Origin of the sequence: Novacetimonas maltaceti, from assembly GCF_002906255.1 — a bacterium.
Lineage (GTDB): Bacteria > Pseudomonadota > Alphaproteobacteria > Acetobacterales > Acetobacteraceae > Novacetimonas > Novacetimonas maltaceti.
In genome coordinates this window covers 45,972-66,800 of the sequence record NZ_POTC01000008.1, presented here as the reverse complement: position 1 = coordinate 66,800, position 20,829 = coordinate 45,972, and the positions used below count along the sequence as shown (strand labels likewise).

Genomic DNA, 20,829 nt, shown 5'->3' with positions numbered 1-20,829 from the left:
ACCGCGGTCCGGGTGAAACAGTCAGGAGCCCCGGATATGGCCAAAAAAATCGTTGGCTACATCAAGCTGCAGATTCCCGCCGGCAAGGCGAATCCCTCCCCGCCGGTTGGTCCGGCCCTTGGTCAGCGCGGCCTGAACATCATGCAGTTCTGCAAGGAGTTCAACGCCAAGACGCAGGGCATGGAACCGGGGATGCCCATTCCCGTGGTCATCACCGCGTATGCCGACCGCACCTTCAGCTTCATCACCAAGACCCCGCCGAACACGTACTTCCTGATGAAGGCTGCCAAGATCAACAAGGGCAGCTCCACCGTCGGAAAGGCCGCGACCGTCGGCAAGGTGACCATCGCGCAGCTGCGTGAGATCGCCGAGGTGAAGATGAAAGACATGAACGCCAATGACATCGACGGCGCCGTGCGCATGCTGAGCGGTTCAGCGCGCTCCATCGGCCTCGACGTGGTGGAGGGCTAAAGTCCATGGCAAAGAACAAGCGTCTGGCCGCCGCGCGCGCCAATGTTGATGCGACCAAGGCCTATGGCCTTGACGAAGCCATCGCCCTGGTGAAGCAGGGTGCGAAGGCGAAGTTCGACGAGACCGTCGAAATCTCCATGAACCTTGGCATTGACCCGCGTCACGCCGACCAGATGGTCCGTGGCCTGCTGTCGCTGCCCAACGGCACGGGCAAGACCCTGCGCGTCGGCGTGTTCGCCCGTGGCCCGAAGGCCGAGGAAGCGAAGGCCGCCGGTGCCGATGTGGTCGGTGCCGAAGACCTCGCCGAAAAAGTGCAGGCTGGCGAGATCGAGTTCGACCGCTGCATCGCGACGCCGGACATGATGGCGCTCGTCGGGCGTCTGGGCAAGATCCTCGGCCCGCGTGGCCTGATGCCCAACCCGAAGCTGGGCACCGTCACGATGGACGTGAAGGGCGCGGTCACGGCCGCCAAGTCCGGTCAGGTCGAATACCGCGCCGAGAAGGCCGGTATCGTTCATGCCGGCATCGGCAAGGCATCCTTCGACGGGGCGAAGCTGGCGGAAAACATCCGTGCGTTCGTCGATGCGGTGCAGAAGGCCCGTCCCACGGGCGCGAAGGGCACCTACATCAAGAAGGTGTCCCTGTCGTCCACGATGGGGCCGGGCGTGCATCTGGATGTGGCGGCACTCGCCGCGTCCTGATGAAGGATTGTCCTGCCCCTGACGGGGTGGGATGAACAGGGAATGGCCCGTCCGCGGGTCGTTTTCCGAACCTGTCCATGACCGGATGCGGCCTTTGTGCCTTGATTGCCCCCTTATCCGGGGGCGGCAGCCGGAAGACGGGGATTGCCGGATTACAGGTGCCAGTCACCTGACACTGGTTGTTCCGTTTGCAAAGGACAGGCGAACCGGGGTGTGCCCATGCAGGGCGGGCCCCAAGGGTAAACCCAATCCGTCAGGTTTCCTGATGGATTACGATGGAGACGGGATTTGGACCGTACGGAGAAGCGGGAGTTTGTTGCCTCCCTCGCGACCGTGTTCGCCAAGACGTCCATGGTCATTGTCACCCGTAATGACGGGCTGAATGTGGCTGATGTGACGGAACTTCGGCGGCGTGTGCGCGCGGCCGGAGCGACTTACAAGGTCGCGAAGAACCGGCTGGCCGATCTCGCCCTGGCAGGGACCCAGTTCGAAGGCATCAAGCCGCTGCTGAAGGGGCCGACCGCGATTTCGTGGGCGGATGAACCCGTGGCAGTGGCGAAGGTGCTGGTCGAGTTCGCCAAAACCAATGACAAGCTTGTTCTGCTCGGCGGATCGCTTGGCTCCCAGATGCTCAATGTCGAGGGTGTCAAGGCGCTGGCGGAACTGCCGTCCCTGGACGTGCTCCGGGCGCAGCTGGTGGGGCTCATCTCCACGCCGGCAACGCGCATCGCGGGTGTGCTTCAGGCACCGGGCGGACAGCTTGCGCGGGTTTTCGGCGCCTATGCCAAGACGGGCGAGGCAGCCTAGCCACCCATGTCCCGGTGCGCCGGGATATCAACAAAATGGCACTTTCCCGAAATTTCGGGATTGTATCACGCCAACCAGTGTATAAATTAGGAAGACTTAATCATGGCCGATCTGAACAAACTTGTTGACGAACTGTCCGCTCTGACCGTTCTCGAAGCTGCTGAGCTGTCCAAGCTGCTGGAAGAGAAGTGGGGCGTTTCCGCTGCCGCTCCGGTGGCCGTTGCCGCTGCTGCTCCCGGCGCTGCCGCTGCTCCGGCTGAAGAGAAGACCGAGTTCGACGTCGTGCTGACGAAGGCTGGCGACAAGAAGATCAACGTCATCAAGGAAATCCGTGGCATCACGGGCCTGGGCCTGAAGGAAGCCAAGGACCTGGTCGAGGGCGCGCCCAAGACCGTCAAGGAAGGCGTCAGCAAGGATGAAGCCGAGAAGATCAAGAAGACCCTTGAAGACAACGGTGCTTCTGTCGAAATCAAATAAGATGTATCCTGTCGGCATTCCCGCTTGCGGATGTTGATATGATATTCAGGTGAGGGTGGAGGTCTTCTGATCTCCGCCCCCTTGGGCGTTACAGGCACCCTGACCGCAAGGTCTCGGGTGCCTTTGGCGGTAGAAGGGGTCGTCCCCAAGTCATGTGGAGGGACGGGTCTGGGGTCGGGCCATGAGGATGGGCGACCTGAAAGAATTTCTGGATCTGTCTTTGTCCCGCGGCCGCAAGGCGATGACGGCGGACGGGGCGCAGGTCTGTGTGGATGGGGGCTGGATAGGCGATGAACGCGATTACGAAATCGTTCACGGGACGCAAACGCATCCGCAAGAGCTTCGGGCGTATACCCGAAATCGCTCCGATGCCCAATCTGATCGACGTGCAGCGTGCCAGTTACGAGGCATTCCTGCAGATGAACGTGTCACCCGACAGCCGGACACCGACCGGGCTGCAGGAAGTGTTCCGTTCCGTCTTTCCGATCAATGATTTTGCCGGACGTGGGCGACTCGAATTCGTCAGCTATGAACTCGAAGAGCCGAAATACGATGTTGAGGAATGCATCCAGCGCGGGTTGACCTTCGCCGCGCCGCTGAAGGTGATCCTGCGCCTGATCGTGTGGGACGTGGATGAGGATACGGGCTCGCGCTCGATCCGCGATATCAAGGAACAGCCGGTCTACATGGGCGACATGCCGCTCATGACGGACAACGGCACGTTCATCATCAACGGGACAGAGCGCGTCATCGTCAGCCAGATGCACCGCAGCCCCGGCGTGTTTTTCGACCATGACAAGGGCAAGACCCACTCGTCGGGCAAGTTCCTGTTTGCCGCGCGCGTCATCCCGTATCGCGGGTCGTGGCTCGATTTCGAATTCGACAGCAAGGACCTGATCTACGTCCGCATCGACCGCAAGCGCAAGCTGCCGGTTACCACGCTGCTGTACGCGCTTGAGGGCGAGGAATCCCGCGCCGCGCGCGATGCGAAGGCGGCAGAGGGTGGCGACGTCGAGTCGATGGAAATCCGGGGCATGACGCCCGATGAAATCCTTGGCTATTTCTATGGCCAGGTCGAGTTCATCAAGAGCGAGAAGGGCTGGGCCCGCCGCTTCGACCCCGATGCGTTCCGTGGCCAGAAGCTGCTCGAACCGCTGGTGGATGCCGACACGGGTGAGATCGTCGCCCAGGTGGACACCAAGCTGACGGCGCGCATGGTGCGCAAGATCGCGGAAACGACGAAGGACGTGCTGGTCGGCCCGGCGGGGCTGATCGGCCGCTTCATCGCGTTCGACATGGTCAACCCCGAAACCGGCGAGATCTTTGCCGAGGCCGGTGACGAACTGACCGAAGCCCGCCTTGAGGCGCTGGAGGAAGACGGGGTCACCAAGCTGGTGACGCTGGCGATCGACGCGACCAATGGCCCGTGGATCCGCAACACGCTGGCGATTGACAAGAACACGTCGCGTGACGACGCGCTGACCGACATCTATCGCGTCATGCGCCCCGGTGAGCCGCCGACGCCCGAGACGGCCGAAGCGATGTTCTCCGGCCTGTTCTTCGATCCCGACCGTTATGACCTGTCCGCCGTCGGCCGCGTGAAGATGAACATGCGCCTTGGCGTGGACGTGCCCGACACGGTGCGTGTCCTGCGCAAGGAAGACATCCTGCGCACGGTCAAGATCATGTGCGAACTGAAGGATGGCCGCGGCGCGATCGACGATATCGACAACCTTGGCAACCGTCGTGTCCGCTCTGTCGGCGAACTGATGGAAAACCAGTATCGTGTCGGCCTGCTGCGCATGGAGCGCGCGATCCGTGAACGCATGGGCTCGGTCGATATCGACACGGTCATGCCGCATGACCTGATCAATGCGAAGCCGGCTGCCGCCGCCGTGCGCGAGTTCTTTGGCTCCTCGCAGCTCAGCCAGTTCATGGACCAGACCAACCCGCTGTCGGAAGTCACGCACAAGCGTCGTCTTTCGGCGCTTGGCCCGGGTGGCCTCACGCGTGAGCGCGCGGGCTTCGAGGTCCGTGACGTCCATCCGACCCATTACGGCCGCATCTGCCCGATCGAGACGCCGGAAGGCCCGAACATCGGCCTGATCAACTCGCTGGCCACCTATGCGAAGGTCAACAAGTACGGCTTCATCGAAACGCCTTACCGCATGGTCGAGAACGGCGTCCTGCAGAGCGGCTGGAAATACCTGTCCGCGATGGAAGAGGACAAGCTCATCGTCGCCCAGGCGGACGCGGAGCAGGACGACAAGGGCAACCTGACCGGTGAACTGGTGTCCGTGCGTCGTGGTGGTGATTTCCGCCAGGTCCTGCCCGACGAGGTCACGGCCTGCGACGTGTCGCCCAAGCAGCTTGTGTCGGTCGCAGCAGCGCTGATCCCGTTCCTTGAGAACGATGACGCGAACCGCGCGCTGATGGGGTCGAACATGCAGCGCCAGGCGGTGCCGCTGGTGCGTTCCGACGCGCCGCTGGTCGGCACCGGGATGGAAGCCGCCGTCGCCCATGACTCGGGTGCGACCATCGTTGCCCGCCGCCGTGGTGTCGTCGACCAGATCGACGGCGCGCGTATCGTTGTCCGCGCCACCGATGATGCCGGTGCGACGCAGGGCGTCGATATCTACCGCCTGCGCAAGTACATGCGCTCCAACCAGTCCACCTGCATCAACCAGCGTCCGCTGGTCCGCGTGGGCGACCAGGTCTCGGCCGGTGAAATCATCGCAGACGGTCCCTCGACCGAACTGGGCGAACTGGCGCTGGGGCGGAACGTGCTCGTCGCGTTCATGCCGTGGAACGGGTACAACTTCGAAGATTCGATCCTGATCTCCGAACGTATCGCGCGTGATGACGTCTTCACCTCGATCCATATCGAGGAATTCGAGGTCATGGCCCGCGACACCAAGCTGGGTCAGGAAGAAATCACCCGCGACATCCCCAATGTCGGCGAGGAAGCGCTGCGCAACCTCGACGAGGCCGGCATCGTCTATGTCGGCGCAGAGGTGAACCCCGGCGACATCCTGATCGGCAAGGTCACGCCGAAGGGCGAAAGCCCGATGACGCCGGAAGAAAAGCTCCTGCGCGCCATCTTCGGTGAAAAGGCATCCGATGTCCGCGACACCTCGCTGAAGCTGCCGCCCGGCACCAGCGGCACGATCGTTGACGTGCGCGTCTTCTCCCGCCGTGGCGTGGACAAGGACGAGCGCGCGATGGCGATCGAGCGCGCGGAGATCGAGCGTCTGGCGAAGGACCGCGATGACGAGCGCGCCATTCAGGAACGCTCCTTCTACAACCGCCTGCGCGAACACCTGATCGGGCAGACGGCGGGCGCGGGCTTCAAGGGCATCCGTTCGGGCACCGTGATTACGGACGAGGTCCTGTCGGAGCACCCGCGTGGTACGTGGCGCAACATTACCGTGGCGTCCGATGCCGTGATGGCGGAACTCGAGGTGCTGCGCCGCGAGTTCGATACGGCGGTGTCGCGCATCCAGGCGCGTTTCGACAACAAGGTCGAAAAGCTGCAGCGCGGTGACGAACTGCCGCCGGGCGTGATGAAGATGGTCAAGGTGTTCGTCGCGGTGAAGCGCAAGCTGCAGCCGGGCGACAAGATGGCCGGCCGCCACGGCAACAAGGGTGTCGTCTCCCGCGTCGTGCCGGTCGAGGACATGCCGTTCCTTGAGGACGGGACCCCGGTTGACCTGCTGCTCAACCCGCTGGGCGTGCCGTCGCGCATGAATGTGGGGCAGATCCTTGAAACCCACCTCGGCTGGGCCTGCGCCAATATCGGCCGCGAGATCGGGCAGCTTGTCGATACCTATCACAAGACGGGCGAGAAGCGTCAGGAACTGCTTGACGAGCTGCGTTCGGTCTATGGCGACGAGGCCTTTGCCTCCACCATTGCCGACATGACGGATGCGCAGCTGATCGAACTGTCGAACAACCTGCGCAAGGGCGTGCCCATCGCGACACCGGTGTTCGATGGCGCCTCCATCCCGGACATCGAGGCGATGCTGGAGAAAGCAGGGCTCGACAAGTCGGGGCAGTCGCAGCTGATCGATGGCCGCACGGGCGAGCCGTTCGAGCGCAAGACCACGGTCGGCTACATCTACATGCTGAAGCTGCATCACCTTGTCGATGACAAGATCCATGCACGTTCGATCGGTCCCTACTCGCTGGTGACCCAGCAGCCGCTGGGCGGTAAGGCGCAGTTCGGCGGGCAGCGCTTCGGTGAGATGGAAGTCTGGGCGCTGGAAGCCTACGGCGCGGCCTACACGCTGCAGGAAATGCTGACGGTGAAGTCCGATGACGTGTCGGGCCGCACCAAGGTCTATGAAGCCATCGTGCGCGAGCAGGATGATTTCGAGGCCGGCATCCCCGAAAGCTTCAACGTCCTGATCAAGGAACTGAAGTCGCTGGGCCTGAACGTGGACCTCGAACAGAGCGGCACCTGATCGTTCCATGAGCAAGGTAACGACCCGTCCATACGTTTTATTTTCAGGGTCGGGGGCAGATAGTCGGTCTGTCCCCGTCCTTTTCCCTCAGGGGGTTTGCGGCGCATGAATGAACTCATGAAGATCCTTGGCCAGACTGGCCAGGCGATGACCTTCGACCAGATCAAGATCCAGCTCGCCTCGGCCGAGCAGATCCGGTCATGGTCCTATGGCGAGATCAAGAAGCCCGAGACCATCAATTATCGCACCTTCAAGCCGGAGCGTGATGGTCTGTTCTGTGCGCGGATTTTCGGTCCGATCAAGGATTACGAATGTCTGTGCGGCAAATACAAGCGGATGAAATTCCGCGGGATCATCTGCGAGAAGTGCGGCGTCGAAGTCACGCTGGCGAAGGTCCGTCGCGAACGTATGGGCCATATCGAGCTTGCCAGCCCGGTTGCGCACATCTGGTTCCTGAAGTCGCTGCCCAGCCGTATCGGCCTGATGGTCGACATGACGCTGAAGGATCTGGAAAAGATCCTGTATTTCGAAAGCTATGTGGTGCTTGAACCCGGCACCTCGCCGCTCAAGCAGTACAGCCTGCTGACCGAAGACCAGTATCTCGACGTCATGGACGAGCATGGCGACGAGGGGATCGAGGTCGGGATCGGGGCCGAGGCGATCAAGAAGATCCTTGAGCGCATCGACTGCGATCAGGAAAAGGTCGAACTGCGCCAGGAACTGAAGGAAACCACGTCCGAGGCCAAGCGCAAGAAGCTGGTCAAGCGCCTGAAGCTGATCGAGGCGTTTTCCGAAAGTGAATCGCGCCCCGAATGGATGATCATGGAGCTGATCCCGGTCATCCCGCCGGAACTGCGCCCGCTGGTCCCGCTGGATGGTGGCCGTTTCGCGACGTCCGACCTGAACGACCTGTACCGCCGCGTCATCAACCGTAACAACCGCCTGAAGCGGCTGATCGAACTGCGCGCGCCCGACATCATCGTGCGTAACGAAAAGCGCATGCTGCAGGAATCGGTTGACGCCCTGTTCGACAATGGCCGTCGCGGCCGCGCCATCACGGGGGCGAACAAGCGCCCGCTGAAGTCGCTGTCCGACATGCTCAAGGGCAAGCAGGGGCGTTTCCGCCAGAACCTGCTGGGCAAGCGCGTCGATTACTCCGGCCGTTCGGTCATCGTGGTCGGACCGGAACTGAAGCTGCACCAGTGCGGCCTGCCCAAGAAGATGGCGCTGGAGCTGTTCAAGCCGTTCATCTACTCCAAGCTGGAAAAGTACGGTCACGCCACCACCATCAAGGCCGCCAAGCGGATGGTGGAAAAGGAACGTCCCGAGGTCTGGGACATCCTTGAAGAAGTGATCCGCGAACATCCGGTCATGCTGAACCGCGCGCCGACGCTGCACCGTCTGGGCATCCAGGCGTTCGAGCCGGTGCTGATCGAAGGCAAGGCGATCCAGCTGCACCCGCTGGTCTGCACCGCCTTCAACGCGGACTTCGACGGTGACCAGATGGCCGTGCACGTCCCGCTGAGCCTTGAGGCGCAGCTCGAGGCGCGCGTGCTGATGATGTCCACCAACAACATCCTCAGCCCCGCCAACGGCAAGCCGATCATCGTGCCGTCGCAGGATATCGTGCTGGGCCTGTATTACCTGAGCCTCGAGACGCCCGAATTCCGCGCAACCCCGGACCGCAACGAATATGATGCGCAGGGTAAGGTGACGGTGGCCGGTGCGTCGTCGTTCTCCAGCGTGGGTGAGGTCGAATACGCGCTGACCACCGGCGCGGTGAAGCTGCATGACAAGATCCGCGCGCGCATCGAGAACATCGACGCCGAAGGCAATGTCACGCGTGAAACCGTCGTCACCACGCCGGGCCGCATGCTGGTCGCGCAGATCCTGCCGCGCAGCGCGGCGCTGCCGTTCTCGCTGATCAACAAGCAGCTGACCAAGAAGACGGTGTCCGACGTCATCGACGCGGTGTACCGCCATTGCGGCCAGAAAGAGTGCGTGATCTTCTGTGACCGCCTGATGGGGCTTGGCTTCAAGCACGCGGCGAAGGCCGGCATTTCCTTCGGCAAGGACGACATGATCGTGCCGAAGGAGAAGAAGGAACTCGTCGAGCATACCGCCAACGAGGTCAAGGAGTTCGAGCAGCAGTATCAGGACGGCCTGATCACGGCGGGCGAGCGCTACAACAAGGTGGTTGACGCCTGGTCGCGCTGCACGGACGAAGTGCAGGCCGCGATGATGAAGGAGATCTCCAAGCAGGAGATCGGCAAGCCCACCAACTCGGTGTGGATGATGAGCCACTCCGGTGCCCGTGGGTCGCCAGCGCAGATGAAGCAGCTGGCCGGCATGCGCGGCCTGATGGCCAAGCCGTCGGGCGAGATCATCGAGCAGCCGATCATCGCCAACTTCAAGGAAGGCCTGTCGGTTCTCGACTACTTCACCTCCAGCCATGGCGCGCGTAAGGGCCTGGCCGATACGGCGCTGAAGACCGCGAACTCCGGTTACCTGACGCGTCGCCTGGTCGACGTGGCGCAGGACTGCATCATCGTCGAGGACGATTGCGGCACGGAACGCGGCCTGACGGTGCGTGCGGTCATGGATGGGGGCGAGGTTGTCGCCTCCCTGTCCGAGCGCATGCTGGGCCGCACGCTGGCCGCCGACGTGCTGGACCCCGCAACGGGTGAGGTGCTGTTCAAGCGCAACACCCTGATCGAGGAAGCGCAGGCGGAACAGATCGAGAAGGCCGGGGTGGAAAGCATCCTGATCCGCTCGGTCCTGACCTGTGACAGTCGTGTGGGCGTGTGTGGCCACTGCTATGGCCGTGACCTTGCACGTGGCACGCCGGTCAATATCGGCGAGGCCGTGGGCGTCATTGCCGCCCAGTCCATTGGTGAGCCGGGCACGCAGCTGACGATGCGCACCTTCCATATCGGCGGTGCCGCGCAGCGTGGCGCGGAACAGTCGATGGTCGAGGCTTCGCGCGATGGCAAGGTGACGATCCGCAACCGCAACGTGGTGCAGAACAGCCAGAACGTGCCCATCGTCATGTCGCGTAACTGCGAAATCCTGCTGACGGACGACAAGGGGACGGAGCGTGCGCGCTATCGCGTGCCCTATGGTGCGCGCCTGCTGATCGAGGACGGGGTCGAGGTGACGCGTGGCCAGAAGCTGGCCGAGTGGGATCCGTACACCCTGCCGATCATCACCGAACAGGCGGGCACGGTCGAATATCTCGACCTGATCGATTCCATCACGCTTGTCGAGCGTATGGATGAGGTCACCGGCCTGACGTCGAAGGTCGTCGTTGACTACAAGCAGGCCTCTAAGGGCGTCGACCTGCGGCCGCGCCTGCAGCTCAAGGACGCCAAGGGCGATGTGGTCAAGCTGGCGAACGGCAACGACGCACGCTACTTCCTGTCGCCTGACTCGCTGCTGTCGGTTGAAAACGGCGCGCATGTGAATGCGGGTGACGTGCTGGCGCGCATCCCGCGCGAAGGTTCGAAGACGCGTGACATTACCGGTGGTCTGCCGCGCGTGGCCGAACTGTTCGAGGCGCGGCGCCCGAAGGATCACGCGATCATTTCCGAGACCGAAGGCCGTGTCGAATTCGGCAAGGACTACAAGTCGAAGCGTCGCGTCATCGTCAAGAACGACGAGACGGGCGAGGAAACGGATTACCTGATCCCCAAGGGCAAGCATGTCTCGGTGCAGGAAGGCGACTTCGTGCAGGTTGGCGATCCGCTCGTCGATGGTCCGCGCGTGCCGCATGACATCCTGAAGGTCCTCGGGGTGGAGGCGCTGTCCGACTACCTCGTGAACGAGATCCAGGACGTCTATCGACTGCAGGGCGTGAAGATCAACGACAAGCACATCGAGGTGATCGTCCGCCAGATGCTGCAGAAGGTCGAGATCCTTGAGCCGGGCGATACGACCTACCTGATCGGCGAGACGGTGGACCGGATCGAATACGAGACCGAGAACACCAAGCGCCTGAACATGGGCGAGCGTCCGGCAGTGGCCATGCCCGTGCTTCAGGGCATCACCAAGGCCTCGCTGCAGACGCAGTCGTTCATCTCCGCTGCGTCCTTCCAGGAGACGACGCGCGTCCTGACCGAAGCCGCCACGGCGGGCAAGAAGGACACGCTCAACGGCCTGAAGGAAAACGTGATCGTCGGGCGCCTGATCCCGGCGGGCACGGGCAGCGTGATGAACAAGCTGCGTGCGGTCGCCGCCGGGCAGGACCGCCAGCGCCTTGCCCAGGCGAAGCCTGCGGTAGCCACGACGAAGGCTGCCGAATGATACCGGCCGGCGGGTGGGGGCGTTGTCGCGTTCCCGCCCACCGGCCAATGCTGCATCGGAGTCCGCCTGTGGCGGACTCCGATTCGGGACTCGGCGCATGAGCTGCCGAATCATCCCGTTTCATATTTTAATGGGGTGTTTTGACACCCCATGCGGAATGGTCATGCCGTGTGCATGTCCGAATCCTGAGCGAAGGCTTGACTTCGAGCCATTCTCTTCGTAGGTTCCGCGCCCTCGGCTAGCCCTGTCTGAATGACGTCGTTGGCCGTCGAATGCAGCATGCTCGCATGCGGTACCGCCTCCCGGGAATCGGGCGGCCCAGGCCGGATGCATATATGATGCCCGACCGAATGGATCTTCATTCGTTGGGGTTTTGTTGTGAACGACAGTCGGCAACCAGACTTTGGGGTTGGCCGGCCGAAATTTGTAAGGATCGGGAAAGGCGTATGCCGACCATCAACCAGTTGATCGCGAAAGGCCGCGAGCCCGCAGCCAAACGCAACAAGGTACCTGCCCTGCAGGGGTGTCCGCAGAAGCGTGGCGTTTGTACTCGTGTTTACACAACCACACCGAAGAAGCCGAACTCGGCTCTGCGTAAGGTTGCGAAGGTGCGCCTGACGAACGGTTATGAGGTTGTGAGCTATATTCCGGGTGAAGGCCACAACCTTCAGGAACATAGTGTCGTCCTGATCCGCGGCGGTCGCGTCAAGGATCTTCCTGGCGTGCGATATCACATTCTGCGCGGCGTTCTGGATACCCAGGGTATCGCCAAGCGTCGTCAGCGTCGCTCGCTCTATGGCGCGAAGCGTCCTAAGTAAAAGGAATACCAGGCATGAGTCGCCGTCATCGCGCTGTTAAGCGCGAGATTCTTCCCGATCCGAAATTTGGTGATGTCGTCATCACGCGTTTCATGAACGCCCTGATGTACGACGGCAAGAAGTCCACCGCCGAAGGGATCGTCTATGGCGCCCTTGAGGTGCTGCGTCGCCGCGGTGGTGCTGCTGCTGATCCGGTCGTGCTGTTCCACGGCGCGCTGGACAACGTGAAGCCTGCCGTCGAGGTGCGTTCGCGCCGCGTTGGTGGTGCGACCTACCAGGTTCCGGTCGAAGTCCGGGCCGAGCGTCGCCAGGCGCTTGCGATCCGCTGGCTCATCGACGCGTCGCGCAAGCGCGGCGAGAACACGATGCAGGAACGCCTGTCCAACGAGCTTCTGGACGCGGTCAACAACCGTGGCGCCGCCGTCAAGAAGCGCGAAGACACGCATCGCATGGCGGAAGCCAACAAGGCGTTCAGTCATTACCGCTGGTAAAGGGCGTCAGGTCGGTATATTCACCGGCTCGGCTTCCGACACGGAACTTTCTAACCCGACTTTCGGCATGAGGCCGAAGTAACGGAGAAAACGATGGCAAAGGCTAAATTTGAGCGGAACAAGCCGCACTGCAACATCGGCACGATTGGTCACGTCGATCACGGCAAGACCTCGCTGACCGCTGCTATCACCAAGACGCTCGCCAAGAGCGGCGGTGCGGAGTTCAAGGCTTACGACATGATCGACGCGGCGCCGGAAGAGCGCGCCCGTGGCATCACGATCTCCACCGCTCACGTTGAATACGAAACGGCGAAGCGTCACTACGCGCACGTCGACTGCCCCGGCCACGCCGACTACGTGAAGAACATGATCACGGGTGCGGCGCAGATGGACGGCGCGATCCTGGTTGTGTCGGCCGCTGACGGCCCGATGCCCCAGACGCGTGAGCACATCCTGCTGGCCCGCCAGGTTGGCGTTCCGGCCCTGGTCGTCTTCCTGAACAAGGTTGACCAGGTTGATGACCCGGAACTGCTGGAACTGGTGGAAATGGAAGTCCGTGAGCTTCTGTCCGCCTATCAGTTCCCCGGCGACGATATCCCCATCATCAAGGGTTCGGCCCTGGTGACGCTGGAAGACGGCGACGCGGAAGTTGGCGAAAAGCGCGTTCTCGACCTGATGAACGCGGTTGACGAATACATCCCGCAGCCGGAGCGTCCGATCGACCGTCCGTTCCTGATGCCGATCGAAGACGTGTTCTCGATCTCCGGTCGTGGCACCGTGGTGACGGGCCGTGTCGAGCGTGGCGCCGTGAACGTCGGTGACGAAATCGAAATCGTTGGCCTGCGTCCGACGCAGAAGACGACGGTGACGGGCGTCGAAATGTTCCGCAAGCTGCTGGATCGCGGCGAAGCCGGCGACAACATCGGCGCGCTGCTGCGTGGCACGAAGCGTGAAGACGTGGAGCGTGGTCAGGTCCTGGCGAAGCCGGGTTCCATCACCCCGCACACGAAGTTCAAGGCGGAAGCCTACATCCTGACGAAGGAAGAGGGTGGCCGTCACACGCCGTTCTTCACCAACTATCGTCCGCAGTTCTATTTCCGCACGACCGACGTCACCGGCGTCGTTCACCTGCCGGAAGGCACGGAAATGGTCATGCCTGGCGATAACGTCGCCATGGATGTTGAACTGATTGCTCCGATCGCCATGGATGAAGGCCTGCGCTTCGCTATCCGCGAAGGTGGCCGTACGGTCGGTGCTGGCGTGGTCGCTTCGATCACTGCGTGATTGTAAGTAACTGAAGTGATGATGTCCCCGGTCGGAGCGATCTGGCCGGGGATATCATTGGCGGATCGGGTTCCCCCGAACCAGTTAAAGTTGGACTGAAACAGAAAGATGGACAACCAGAACATCCGCATTCGCCTGAAGGCGTACGATCATCGGGTGCTCGATAACAGCACAAAAGAGATCGTCAACACGGCGAAGCGTACGGGTGCGCGGGTTCGGGGTCCTATCCCGCTGCCGACGCATATCGAACGGTTCACTGTCAACCGTTCTCCCCATGTGGACAAGAAAAGCCGCGAGCAGTTCGAAATTCGGACCCATCGCCGGCTGCTCGACATTGTCGAGCCGACCCCGCAGACCGTGGACGCTCTCATGAAACTCGACCTCGCCGCTGGCGTGGATGTCGAGATTAAACTCTAAGGTCCAGACGATGCGCACCGGATTGATCGCAAAGAAGCTGGGTATGACCCGGCTGTTCAAGGAAGACGGCACACATGTGCCGGTGACTGTCCTGCAGGTGGATGACCTGCAGGTGGTTGATGTTCGCACCAAGGAACGTGATGGCTACTCCGCCGTCCAGCTTGGCTCGGGCAAGGCCAAGGTCAAGAATGTAACGAAGCCGTGCCGTGGCCATTTCGCCAAGGCGAAGGTTGAGCCGAAGAGGAAGCTGGTGGAATTCCGGGTGGCCGATGATGCCGTCCTGGAAGTCGGCGCCACGCTGTCCGCCGCTCACTTCGTCGTCGGGCAGAAAGTGGATGTGACCGGCACCAGCAAGGGCAAGGGTTTTGCCGGCGCGATGAAGCGCTGGAACTTTGCCGGTCTCGAAGCCTCGCATGGTGTCTCGATCAGTCACCGTTCGCACGGGTCGACGGGTAACCGTCAGGATCCGGGCAAGGTCTTCAAGAACAAGAAAATGGCCGGACATCTCGGTTCGGAACGCGTGACCACCCTGAATCTGGAAGTGGCCGCCGTCGATGCCGAGAAGAATCTGCTGATGATCTGCGGCTCCGTCCCGGGCGGCAAGAATGAGCTGATTCTGGTTCGTGATGCGATCAAGAAGCCCCGTCATGCCGAGGTGCCGTATCCGGCCGCCCTGGCCCAGGTAGCGGGCTGAGGATAGAGGGCAATGGATTACGAGATCAAAACCCTCGAGAACGGAAGCGCCGGTACGGCAACGCTTCCCGACGAGATTTTCAAGGTTGAGCCGCGCGCCGACATCATGGCCCGCGTCGTTCACTGGCAGCTGGCGAAGCGCCGCGCGGGCACGCACAAGGTCAAGGGCATGGGGGAAATCTCCGGCACGACCAAGAAGCCCTACCGGCAGAAGGGCACCGGCAGCGCCCGTCAGGGTTCGCTGCGTTCGCCGCAGTACCGCACCGGTGGTGTGGTCCATGGTCCGGTCGTGCGCGACCATGGCTATGACCTTCCCAAGAAGGTGCGTCGCCTGGGCCTGATTTCCGCGCTGTCGCAGAAGGCCGCCGAAGGCAAGCTGGTGGTGCTCGACGCCGCCACGGCTTCGGGCAAGTCGTCCGACCTGGCGAAGAAGCTGAAGGTGCTGGGCTGGAAGTCTGCGCTGATCGTGGATGCCGCGGTTGAGGAAAACTTCGGTCGTGCGGCACGCAACCTGCCAAAGATCGACATCCTCCCGACCATCGGCGCGAATGTCTATGATATCCTCAACCATGAGGTGCTGGCCATCACGCGCGCCGGGCTTGAGGGTCTGAAGGAGCGTCTGGCATGACCAACATCCTCGCACTGCGCAAGAAGGCGGAGCGTATGTCGCGCGAGGCGATGTACGACATCATCCGCGCGCCGCTGATCACGGAAAAGGCGACCGCCCTGTCCGAAAAGAACCAGGTCGGGTTCAAGGTCGCGTCCGGCGCGTCGAAGTTCGAGATCAAGGTCGCGGTGGAAACACTGTTCGGCGTCAAGGTTCTTGGTGTGAACACCCTTGTCCAGAAGGGCAAGGCGAAGCGCTTCAAGGGACGTCCCGGCCAGCGGTCTGATGTGAAGAAGGCGTTCGTGCAGCTTGCTGATGGTCAGTCCATTGACCTGACCGCCAAGCTGTCCTGACGCGGGGTGACAAGAAATGGCATTGAAGCACTTTAACCCGGTTACCCCCAGCCTGCGCGGAACGGTCCTGATCGACCGCAAGGAGCTGTGGAAGGGCAAGCCCGTCAAGGGGCTGACCGAGGGCAAGAACAAGAGCGGCGGTCGTAACAACCACGGCCGCACCACCTCGCGTTTCATCGGTGGTGGTCACAAGCAGTCCTATCGCTATGTCGATTTCAAGCGTCGCAAGTTCGATGTGGTCGGCACGGTGGAGCGTCTGGAATATGACCCCAACCGCACGGCCTTCATCGCGCTGGTGAAGTATGCTGACGGTGAACTCGCCTACATCATCGCGCCGCAGCGCCTGCAGGCGGGTGACCAGGTGGTGTCCGGCCTGCGCGCCGACATCAAGCCGGGCAACGCGATGCCGCTGTCGGCGGTGCCGGTGGGGACGATCATCCACAACATCGAGCTCAAGGCCGGTGCAGGTGGGAAGATCGCCCGTTCGGCTGGCACCTATGCCCAGCTGGTCGGCAAGGACATGGGCTATGCCCAGATCAAGCTGCAGTCCGGTGAACTGCGTGTCGTGCGCGCCGAGTGCATGGCGACGATCGGTGCGGTGTCCAACCCGGACAACATGAACCAGCACATGGGCAAGGCAGGCCGCGCCCGCTGGCTCGGCCGTCGTCCGCACAACCGTGGCGTTGTCATGAACCCGGTCGACCATCCGCATGGTGGTGGTGAAGGCCGGACTTCGGGCGGGCGTCATCCGGTTACGCCGTGGGGCAAGCCGACAAAGGGTTACAAGACCAGGGTCAACAAGCGTACGGACAGTCTGATTATCCGTCGCCGGAAGACCGGCAAGTAAGGGGCATACAAGATGGCACGTTCCGTCTGGAAGGGCCCGTTCGTGGACGGGTATCTACTGAACAAAGCCGATGCGTCGCGCGCGTCGGGCCGTAACGAGGTGATCAAGATCTGGTCGCGTCGCTCAACCATTCTGCCGCAGTTCGTGGGACTGACGTTCGGCGTCTATAACGGGCACAAGTTCCTGCCCGTGCAGGTGACCGAGAACATGGTGGGGCACAAGTTCGGTGAATTTTCGCCGACCCGCACCTTCACGGGTCACTCCTCGGACAAGAAAGCGAAGCGGGGCTGATCATGAGCAAGCCTAAGCATCCGCGCACGCTCGCGGAAACCGAAGCGCAGGCCACCACGCGGAATATCCGCATCAGCCCGCGTAAACTGAACCTTGTTGCGGGTCTGATCCGCAACAAGCCTGCCGCCCAGGCCGTTGCGACGCTGACGTTCTCCAAGCGCCGCATCGCCCAGCAGGTCAAGAAGACGCTGGAAAGCGCCATCGCGAACGCCGAGAACAACCATCAGCTGGACGTTGACCAGCTGGTGGTGGCGCGCGCGGAAGTTGGCAAGTCGATCGTCATGCGTCGCTTCCACGCCCGCGGGCGTGGTCGTTCGGCCCGTATCGAGAAGTTTTTCAGCCACCTGACGATCATCGTGGCGGAGCGTCAGCCCGAGGCTGAAGCGGCAACCGGAAAGAAGGCGGCCTGATCCATGGGACATAAAGTCAATCCGATCGGGCTGCGGCTCGGCATCAACCGCACCTGGGACAGCCGCTGGTACGCGGATGCCGACTATGCGCGTCTGCTGCATGATGACCTGAAGCTGCGTTCCTACCTGCGCCGCAAGCTGTCTGGCGCAGGCGTGTCGCGCGTCGTGATCGAACGTCCGGCCAAGAAGCCGCGCGTGACGATCTATGCCGCGCGTCCGGGTGTCGTGATCGGCAAGAAGGGCCAGGACATCGACGTGCTGCGCAAGGATCTGACCCGCATGGCGAAGACCGACGTTGCGCTGAACATCGTCGAGATCCGCAAGCCGGAAATCGATGCGACGCTGGTGGCCGACAACATCGCCCAGCAGCTTGAACGCCGCGTGGCCTTCCGTCGCGCCATGAAGCGCGCCGTGCAGTCCGCCATGCGCCTTGGCGCGCAGGGGATCCGGATCAACTGCTCCGGCCGTCTGGGTGGCGCTGAAATCGCGCGTGTCGAATGGTATCGCGAAGGCCGCGTGCCGCTGCATACGCTGCGTGCCGATATCGATTACGGTGTGGCGACGGCAAAGACGACCTATGGCACCTGTGGTGTGAAGGTCTGGATCTTCAAGGGTGAGATTCTTGCCCATGATCCGTTGGCGCAGGATCGTCGCGCCGCCGAGCAGGCCCCGCAGCGCTGATCTGCGGGGAATAGGGAACAGAGTGCGCCAGGCGGCGCTGAGGATTTGAAAAAATGCTTTCTCCCAAGCGGACAAAGTTCCGCAAGGCCCACAAGGGCCGCATCCACGGACTGGCGAAGGGGGGGACGACCCTGAACTTTGGGGCCTTTGGCCTCAAGGCCCTGCAGCCGGAACGGATTACCGCCCGTCAGATCGAAGCAGCCCGTCGGGCCATCACCCGCGCCATGAAACGTGCGGGTCGCGTGTGGATTCGGATTTTTCCTGACCTTCCGGTCTCGACAAAGCCCGCAGAAGTGCGTATGGGCTCCGGCAAGGGGTCGCCTGAATACTGGGTGGCCCGTGTGAAGCCGGGTCGTATCCTGTTCGAGATCGAAGGCGTGTCGCCGGAAGTCGCGCGTGAAGCGCTGGCTCTGGGCGCGGCAAAGCTGCCGATCAAGACGAAGTTTGTGACCCGTATTGGAGACGCGTGAGATGGCAAAGGCAACCAAGCCGGCCGATCTGCGTGCCAAGACTGTTGAAGAACTGGATACGCTTCTCATCGATCTGAAGCGCGAGCAGTTCAATCTTCGGTTCCAGCATGCAACCGGCCAGACCGAAGGGCAGTCGCGTATGCGTGCGGTGCGTCGCGAGATTGCCCGCGTCAAGACGATTGCGTCTGAGGCGTTGAAGAAGATCGCTGCCGGCACCACGCCGGCAGTCAAGTCCTGAAGGGAGACGGGCGATGCCGAGGCGCGTCCTGACCGGACGGGTGACCAGCGACAAGATGGACAAGACGGTGACCGTTCTTGTCGATCGTCGCGTCATCCATCCGCTGTACAAGAAGTTCATTCGCCGCTCGAAGAAGTACGCGGCGCATGATCAGCTGAATGAATGCAAGATCGGGGATACGGTGCGCATCGAAGAATGCCGCCCCATTTCCCGGCGCAAGACCTGGACCGTCGTGGTTCGCAATGGCGCCCCCCTCGCGGCGGCTCCGGCGACCGAGGCCCAGTCTGGCGCACAGGCGTAAAGAAGGGCATAGAGCATGATCCATCCCGAGACCAACCTTGACGTCGCCGACAATTCCGGTGCGCGTCAGGTGCAGTGCATCAAGGTGCTGGGCGGTTCCAAGCGGAAGTCCGCCTCGGTCGGCGACGTGATTGTCGTGTCCGTCAAGGAAGCGATTCCCCGCGGCAAGGTCAAGAAGGGTGATGTGCACCAGGCGGTGATCGTCCGCACGTCCTATCCCGTGCGTCGTCCCGATGGCAGCGCCATCCGCTTTGACCGCAATGCCGCCGTGCTGATCAACAAGCAGCAGGAACCGATCGGAACCCGTATCTTTGGCCCGGTCGTGCGTGAACTGCGTGCGCGCAAGTTCATGAAGATCATTTCGCTGGCGCCGGAGGTGCTGTAATGGCCGCACGTATCAAGAAGGGCGACCAGGTCCTGGTCATCACCGGTTCGTCGCGCGGTACGCGCGGTGAGGTCGTGACCGTGCTGCCCGCCGCCGAGAAGGCCATCGTGCGCGGTGTCGCGGTCGCGAAGCGCCATACCCGCCCCAGCCGCATGGGTGAGCAGGGAGGCATCATCGAGAAGGAGATGCCGGTTCACCTGTCCAACCTGAAGCTGATCGACCCCAAGAGTGGCGATCCGACGCGCGTCGGCTATCGCATTCTGGAGAACGGTCGCAAGGTTCGCGTCGCCAAGGCGACCGGCGAAGTCATCGAAGGCTGAGGAGGCGGGGATGTCAGAAGCTAACGTAACCCGCTCGGTGCCGCGTCTGCAGAAGCGTTACAATGACGAACTGCGCGCGAAACTGCGCGAGGAGTTCGGCTACAAGAACGTGATGCAGGTTCCGGCCCTTGAGAAGATCGTTCTCAACATGGGTGTCGGTGAAGCCGCAGGCGACCAGAAGAAGCTGGATGCCGCATACCAGGAAATGACCCTGATCGCGGGTCAGAAGCCGGTCAAGACGGTTGCCAAGAAGGCGATCGCGGGCTTCAAGATCCGTGAAGGTCTGCCGATCGGGTGCAAGGTCACGCTGCGCCGTGCGCAGATGTATGAGTTCCTTGACCGTCTGGTGACGATCGCCCTGCCGCGCGTCCGCGATTTCCGCGGCCTGCCGGCGAACAAGGGTTTCGACGGGCATGGCAACTTTGCCATGGGCCTGAAGGAACAGATCGTCTTCCCGGAAATCGAGTACGACAAGGTCGACGATATTCGCGGCATGGACATCATCTTCGTCACGAGCGCGAAGACCGATGCTGAAGCCAAGGCTCTTCTGAAGGCATTCGATCTGCCCTTCGCAGCATAAAAGTTGCGAGAGGGGCTTTCACTGGAAGCCCGGAAGACCTAAGACACACGTAGTTTGGAAAACCGTTGGGAATGGCCCGACAGGTTCCGGAGGATAAAACAAGGCATGGCCAAGATTTCCGCCGTAAACCGGAATGCCAAGCGTGAGCGCATGGCAGCACGGGACAAGGCAAAGCGGACTGCATTGAAAAACATCATCATGGACCGCTCTCTGCCGGTCGAGGATCGTTTTGATGCATCGCTGAAGCTTGCTGAACTCCCGCGGAACGGATCGCGCGTGCGCGTCCGTCTGCGGTGCAAGTTGACGGGGCGTCCCCGCGCCAATTACAGAAAGTTCGAACTCTGCCGTATCGCCCTGCGCGACCTGGCCTCCAATGGTCAGATCCCGGGTATGGTCAAATCGAGCTGGTAAGGGCAGGGAACG

At 62.0% G+C, this 20,829-nt stretch carries 24 protein-coding genes; all 24 read left to right on the top strand.

Annotation, left to right across the window (positions count from 1 at the left end; all coding sequences use genetic code 11):
* Positions 1-36 precede the first annotated feature (36 nt).
* The 24 genes from rplK to rpsN all read left to right on the top strand — a co-directional run bounded on the left by rplK (position 37) and on the right by rpsN (position 20,817).
* Positions 37-471: a 50S ribosomal protein L11 gene (rplK, locus tag KMAL_RS04845; RefSeq protein WP_110094624.1), complete on the top strand. Its 435-nt coding sequence runs from the start codon at positions 37-39 to the stop codon at positions 469-471.
* A gap of 5 nt (positions 472-476) precedes the next feature.
* Positions 477-1,172, top strand: coding sequence for a 50S ribosomal protein L1 (gene rplA, locus KMAL_RS04840; RefSeq protein ID WP_110094623.1), 696 nt, complete (start codon positions 477-479; stop codon positions 1,170-1,172).
* 288 nt (positions 1,173-1,460) lie between these two features.
* A complete protein-coding gene (gene rplJ, locus KMAL_RS04835) occupies positions 1,461-1,979 on the top strand; it encodes a 50S ribosomal protein L10 (RefSeq protein WP_110094622.1) in 519 nt (172 codons plus the stop codon).
* A 102-nt stretch (positions 1,980-2,081) separates the two neighbouring features.
* Entirely contained in the window at positions 2,082-2,456 is a 375-nt protein-coding gene (gene rplL, locus KMAL_RS04830) for a 50S ribosomal protein L7/L12 (RefSeq protein WP_110094621.1), read from the top strand.
* 290 nt (positions 2,457-2,746) lie between these two features.
* Positions 2,747-6,919 (top strand): DNA-directed RNA polymerase subunit beta, encoded by a 4,173-nt coding sequence (gene rpoB, locus KMAL_RS04825; RefSeq protein WP_110094620.1) that lies wholly within the window; start codon positions 2,747-2,749, stop codon positions 6,917-6,919.
* Positions 6,920-7,024: 105 nt separating this feature from the next.
* Positions 7,025-11,221 (top strand): DNA-directed RNA polymerase subunit beta', encoded by a 4,197-nt coding sequence (rpoC, locus tag KMAL_RS04820; RefSeq protein ID WP_110094619.1) that lies wholly within the window; start codon positions 7,025-7,027, stop codon positions 11,219-11,221.
* A gap of 446 nt (positions 11,222-11,667) precedes the next feature.
* On the top strand, positions 11,668-12,039 hold the full coding sequence (rpsL, locus tag KMAL_RS04815; protein WP_003621118.1) for a 30S ribosomal protein S12: 372 nt from the start codon (positions 11,668-11,670) through the stop codon (positions 12,037-12,039).
* Between the two features lie 14 nt (positions 12,040-12,053).
* Positions 12,054-12,530: a 30S ribosomal protein S7 gene (gene rpsG, locus KMAL_RS04810; RefSeq protein ID WP_003621106.1), complete on the top strand. Its 477-nt coding sequence runs from the start codon at positions 12,054-12,056 to the stop codon at positions 12,528-12,530.
* Between the two features lie 93 nt (positions 12,531-12,623).
* The gene (gene tuf / locus KMAL_RS04805) at positions 12,624-13,814 is read left to right on the top strand and encodes an elongation factor Tu (protein WP_110094618.1); all 1,191 of its coding nucleotides are present in this window, start codon (positions 12,624-12,626) and stop codon (positions 13,812-13,814) included.
* Positions 13,815-13,922: 108 nt separating this feature from the next.
* Positions 13,923-14,231, top strand: coding sequence for a 30S ribosomal protein S10 (gene rpsJ, locus KMAL_RS04800; protein ID WP_007282720.1), 309 nt, complete (start codon positions 13,923-13,925; stop codon positions 14,229-14,231).
* Positions 14,232-14,241: 10 nt separating this feature from the next.
* Entirely contained in the window at positions 14,242-14,925 is a 684-nt protein-coding gene (gene rplC / locus KMAL_RS04795) for a 50S ribosomal protein L3 (RefSeq protein WP_110094617.1), read from the top strand.
* Between the two features lie 12 nt (positions 14,926-14,937).
* Positions 14,938-15,552 carry a 50S ribosomal protein L4 gene (rplD, locus tag KMAL_RS04790; protein WP_110094616.1) on the top strand — a complete coding sequence of 205 codons (615 nt, stop codon included), beginning with the start codon at positions 14,938-14,940 and terminating at the stop codon, positions 15,550-15,552.
* A 35-nt stretch (positions 15,553-15,587) separates the two neighbouring features.
* On the top strand, positions 15,588-15,884 hold the full coding sequence (locus tag KMAL_RS04785; protein ID WP_171791019.1) for a 50S ribosomal protein L23: 297 nt from the start codon (positions 15,588-15,590) through the stop codon (positions 15,882-15,884).
* A 16-nt stretch (positions 15,885-15,900) separates the two neighbouring features.
* Complete coding sequence (gene rplB, locus KMAL_RS04780) at positions 15,901-16,731, top strand: 50S ribosomal protein L2 (RefSeq protein WP_048858898.1); 831 nt, start codon at positions 15,901-15,903, stop codon at positions 16,729-16,731.
* A gap of 12 nt (positions 16,732-16,743) precedes the next feature.
* Positions 16,744-17,022, top strand: a complete 279-nt coding sequence (gene rpsS, locus KMAL_RS04775) for a 30S ribosomal protein S19 (RefSeq protein WP_003621102.1) — start codon at positions 16,744-16,746, stop codon at positions 17,020-17,022.
* 2 nt (positions 17,023-17,024) lie between these two features.
* Positions 17,025-17,432 carry a 50S ribosomal protein L22 gene (gene rplV / locus KMAL_RS04770; RefSeq protein ID WP_003621100.1) on the top strand — a complete coding sequence of 136 codons (408 nt, stop codon included), beginning with the start codon at positions 17,025-17,027 and terminating at the stop codon, positions 17,430-17,432.
* Positions 17,433-17,435: 3 nt separating this feature from the next.
* Positions 17,436-18,113, top strand: coding sequence for a 30S ribosomal protein S3 (gene rpsC, locus KMAL_RS04765; protein ID WP_003621098.1), 678 nt, complete (start codon positions 17,436-17,438; stop codon positions 18,111-18,113).
* A 53-nt stretch (positions 18,114-18,166) separates the two neighbouring features.
* Positions 18,167-18,583 carry a 50S ribosomal protein L16 gene (gene rplP, locus KMAL_RS04760; RefSeq protein ID WP_048858897.1) on the top strand — a complete coding sequence of 139 codons (417 nt, stop codon included), beginning with the start codon at positions 18,167-18,169 and terminating at the stop codon, positions 18,581-18,583.
* 1 nt (position 18,584) lies between these two features.
* On the top strand, positions 18,585-18,821 hold the full coding sequence (gene rpmC / locus KMAL_RS04755; protein WP_110094614.1) for a 50S ribosomal protein L29: 237 nt from the start codon (positions 18,585-18,587) through the stop codon (positions 18,819-18,821).
* A 13-nt stretch (positions 18,822-18,834) separates the two neighbouring features.
* Positions 18,835-19,122, top strand: coding sequence for a 30S ribosomal protein S17 (rpsQ, locus tag KMAL_RS04750; protein WP_110094613.1), 288 nt, complete (start codon positions 18,835-18,837; stop codon positions 19,120-19,122).
* 15 nt (positions 19,123-19,137) lie between these two features.
* Complete coding sequence (gene rplN / locus KMAL_RS04745) at positions 19,138-19,506, top strand: 50S ribosomal protein L14 (protein WP_003621089.1); 369 nt, start codon at positions 19,138-19,140, stop codon at positions 19,504-19,506.
* Complete coding sequence (gene rplX, locus KMAL_RS04740) at positions 19,506-19,826, top strand: 50S ribosomal protein L24 (RefSeq protein ID WP_110094612.1); 321 nt, start codon at positions 19,506-19,508, stop codon at positions 19,824-19,826. The genes rplN and rplX overlap by 1 nt, the downstream gene beginning before the upstream one ends.
* A gap of 10 nt (positions 19,827-19,836) precedes the next feature.
* Positions 19,837-20,406, top strand: a complete 570-nt coding sequence (gene rplE, locus KMAL_RS04735) for a 50S ribosomal protein L5 (RefSeq protein WP_110094611.1) — start codon at positions 19,837-19,839, stop codon at positions 20,404-20,406.
* A gap of 105 nt (positions 20,407-20,511) precedes the next feature.
* Positions 20,512-20,817: a 30S ribosomal protein S14 gene (rpsN, locus tag KMAL_RS04730; protein WP_110094610.1), complete on the top strand. Its 306-nt coding sequence runs from the start codon at positions 20,512-20,514 to the stop codon at positions 20,815-20,817.
* Positions 20,818-20,829: the final 12 nt, after the last annotated feature.

Excerpts from the sequence above, each read along its gene's own strand:
- rplK (WP_110094624.1), top strand. The coding sequence starts at position 37 with ATGGCCAAAAAAATCGTTGGCTACATCAAGCTGCAGATTCCCGCCGGC.
- rplA (WP_110094623.1), top strand. The coding sequence starts at position 477 with ATGGCAAAGAACAAGCGTCTGGCCGCCGCGCGCGCCAATGTTGATGCG.
- rplL (WP_110094621.1), top strand. The coding sequence starts at position 2,082 with ATGGCCGATCTGAACAAACTTGTTGACGAACTGTCCGCTCTGACCGTT.
- rpoB (WP_110094620.1), top strand. The coding sequence starts at position 2,747 with ATGAACGCGATTACGAAATCGTTCACGGGACGCAAACGCATCCGCAAG.
- rpoC (WP_110094619.1), top strand. The coding sequence starts at position 7,025 with ATGAATGAACTCATGAAGATCCTTGGCCAGACTGGCCAGGCGATGACC.
- rpsL (WP_003621118.1), top strand. The coding sequence starts at position 11,668 with ATGCCGACCATCAACCAGTTGATCGCGAAAGGCCGCGAGCCCGCAGCC.
- rpsG (WP_003621106.1), top strand. The coding sequence starts at position 12,054 with ATGAGTCGCCGTCATCGCGCTGTTAAGCGCGAGATTCTTCCCGATCCG.
- tuf (WP_110094618.1), top strand. The coding sequence starts at position 12,624 with ATGGCAAAGGCTAAATTTGAGCGGAACAAGCCGCACTGCAACATCGGC.
- rpsJ (WP_007282720.1), top strand. The coding sequence starts at position 13,923 with ATGGACAACCAGAACATCCGCATTCGCCTGAAGGCGTACGATCATCGG.
- rplC (WP_110094617.1), top strand. The coding sequence starts at position 14,242 with ATGCGCACCGGATTGATCGCAAAGAAGCTGGGTATGACCCGGCTGTTC.
- rplD (WP_110094616.1), top strand. The coding sequence starts at position 14,938 with ATGGATTACGAGATCAAAACCCTCGAGAACGGAAGCGCCGGTACGGCA.
- KMAL_RS04785 (WP_171791019.1), top strand. The coding sequence starts at position 15,588 with ATGTCGCGCGAGGCGATGTACGACATCATCCGCGCGCCGCTGATCACG.
- rplB (WP_048858898.1), top strand. The coding sequence starts at position 15,901 with ATGGCATTGAAGCACTTTAACCCGGTTACCCCCAGCCTGCGCGGAACG.
- rpsS (WP_003621102.1), top strand. The coding sequence starts at position 16,744 with ATGGCACGTTCCGTCTGGAAGGGCCCGTTCGTGGACGGGTATCTACTG.
- rplV (WP_003621100.1), top strand. The coding sequence starts at position 17,025 with ATGAGCAAGCCTAAGCATCCGCGCACGCTCGCGGAAACCGAAGCGCAG.
- rpsC (WP_003621098.1), top strand. The coding sequence starts at position 17,436 with ATGGGACATAAAGTCAATCCGATCGGGCTGCGGCTCGGCATCAACCGC.
- rplP (WP_048858897.1), top strand. The coding sequence starts at position 18,167 with ATGCTTTCTCCCAAGCGGACAAAGTTCCGCAAGGCCCACAAGGGCCGC.
- rpmC (WP_110094614.1), top strand. The coding sequence starts at position 18,585 with ATGGCAAAGGCAACCAAGCCGGCCGATCTGCGTGCCAAGACTGTTGAA.
- rpsQ (WP_110094613.1), top strand. The coding sequence starts at position 18,835 with ATGCCGAGGCGCGTCCTGACCGGACGGGTGACCAGCGACAAGATGGAC.
- rplN (WP_003621089.1), top strand. The coding sequence starts at position 19,138 with ATGATCCATCCCGAGACCAACCTTGACGTCGCCGACAATTCCGGTGCG.
- rplX (WP_110094612.1), top strand. The coding sequence starts at position 19,506 with ATGGCCGCACGTATCAAGAAGGGCGACCAGGTCCTGGTCATCACCGGT.
- rplE (WP_110094611.1), top strand. The coding sequence starts at position 19,837 with ATGTCAGAAGCTAACGTAACCCGCTCGGTGCCGCGTCTGCAGAAGCGT.
- rpsN (WP_110094610.1), top strand. The coding sequence starts at position 20,512 with ATGGCCAAGATTTCCGCCGTAAACCGGAATGCCAAGCGTGAGCGCATG.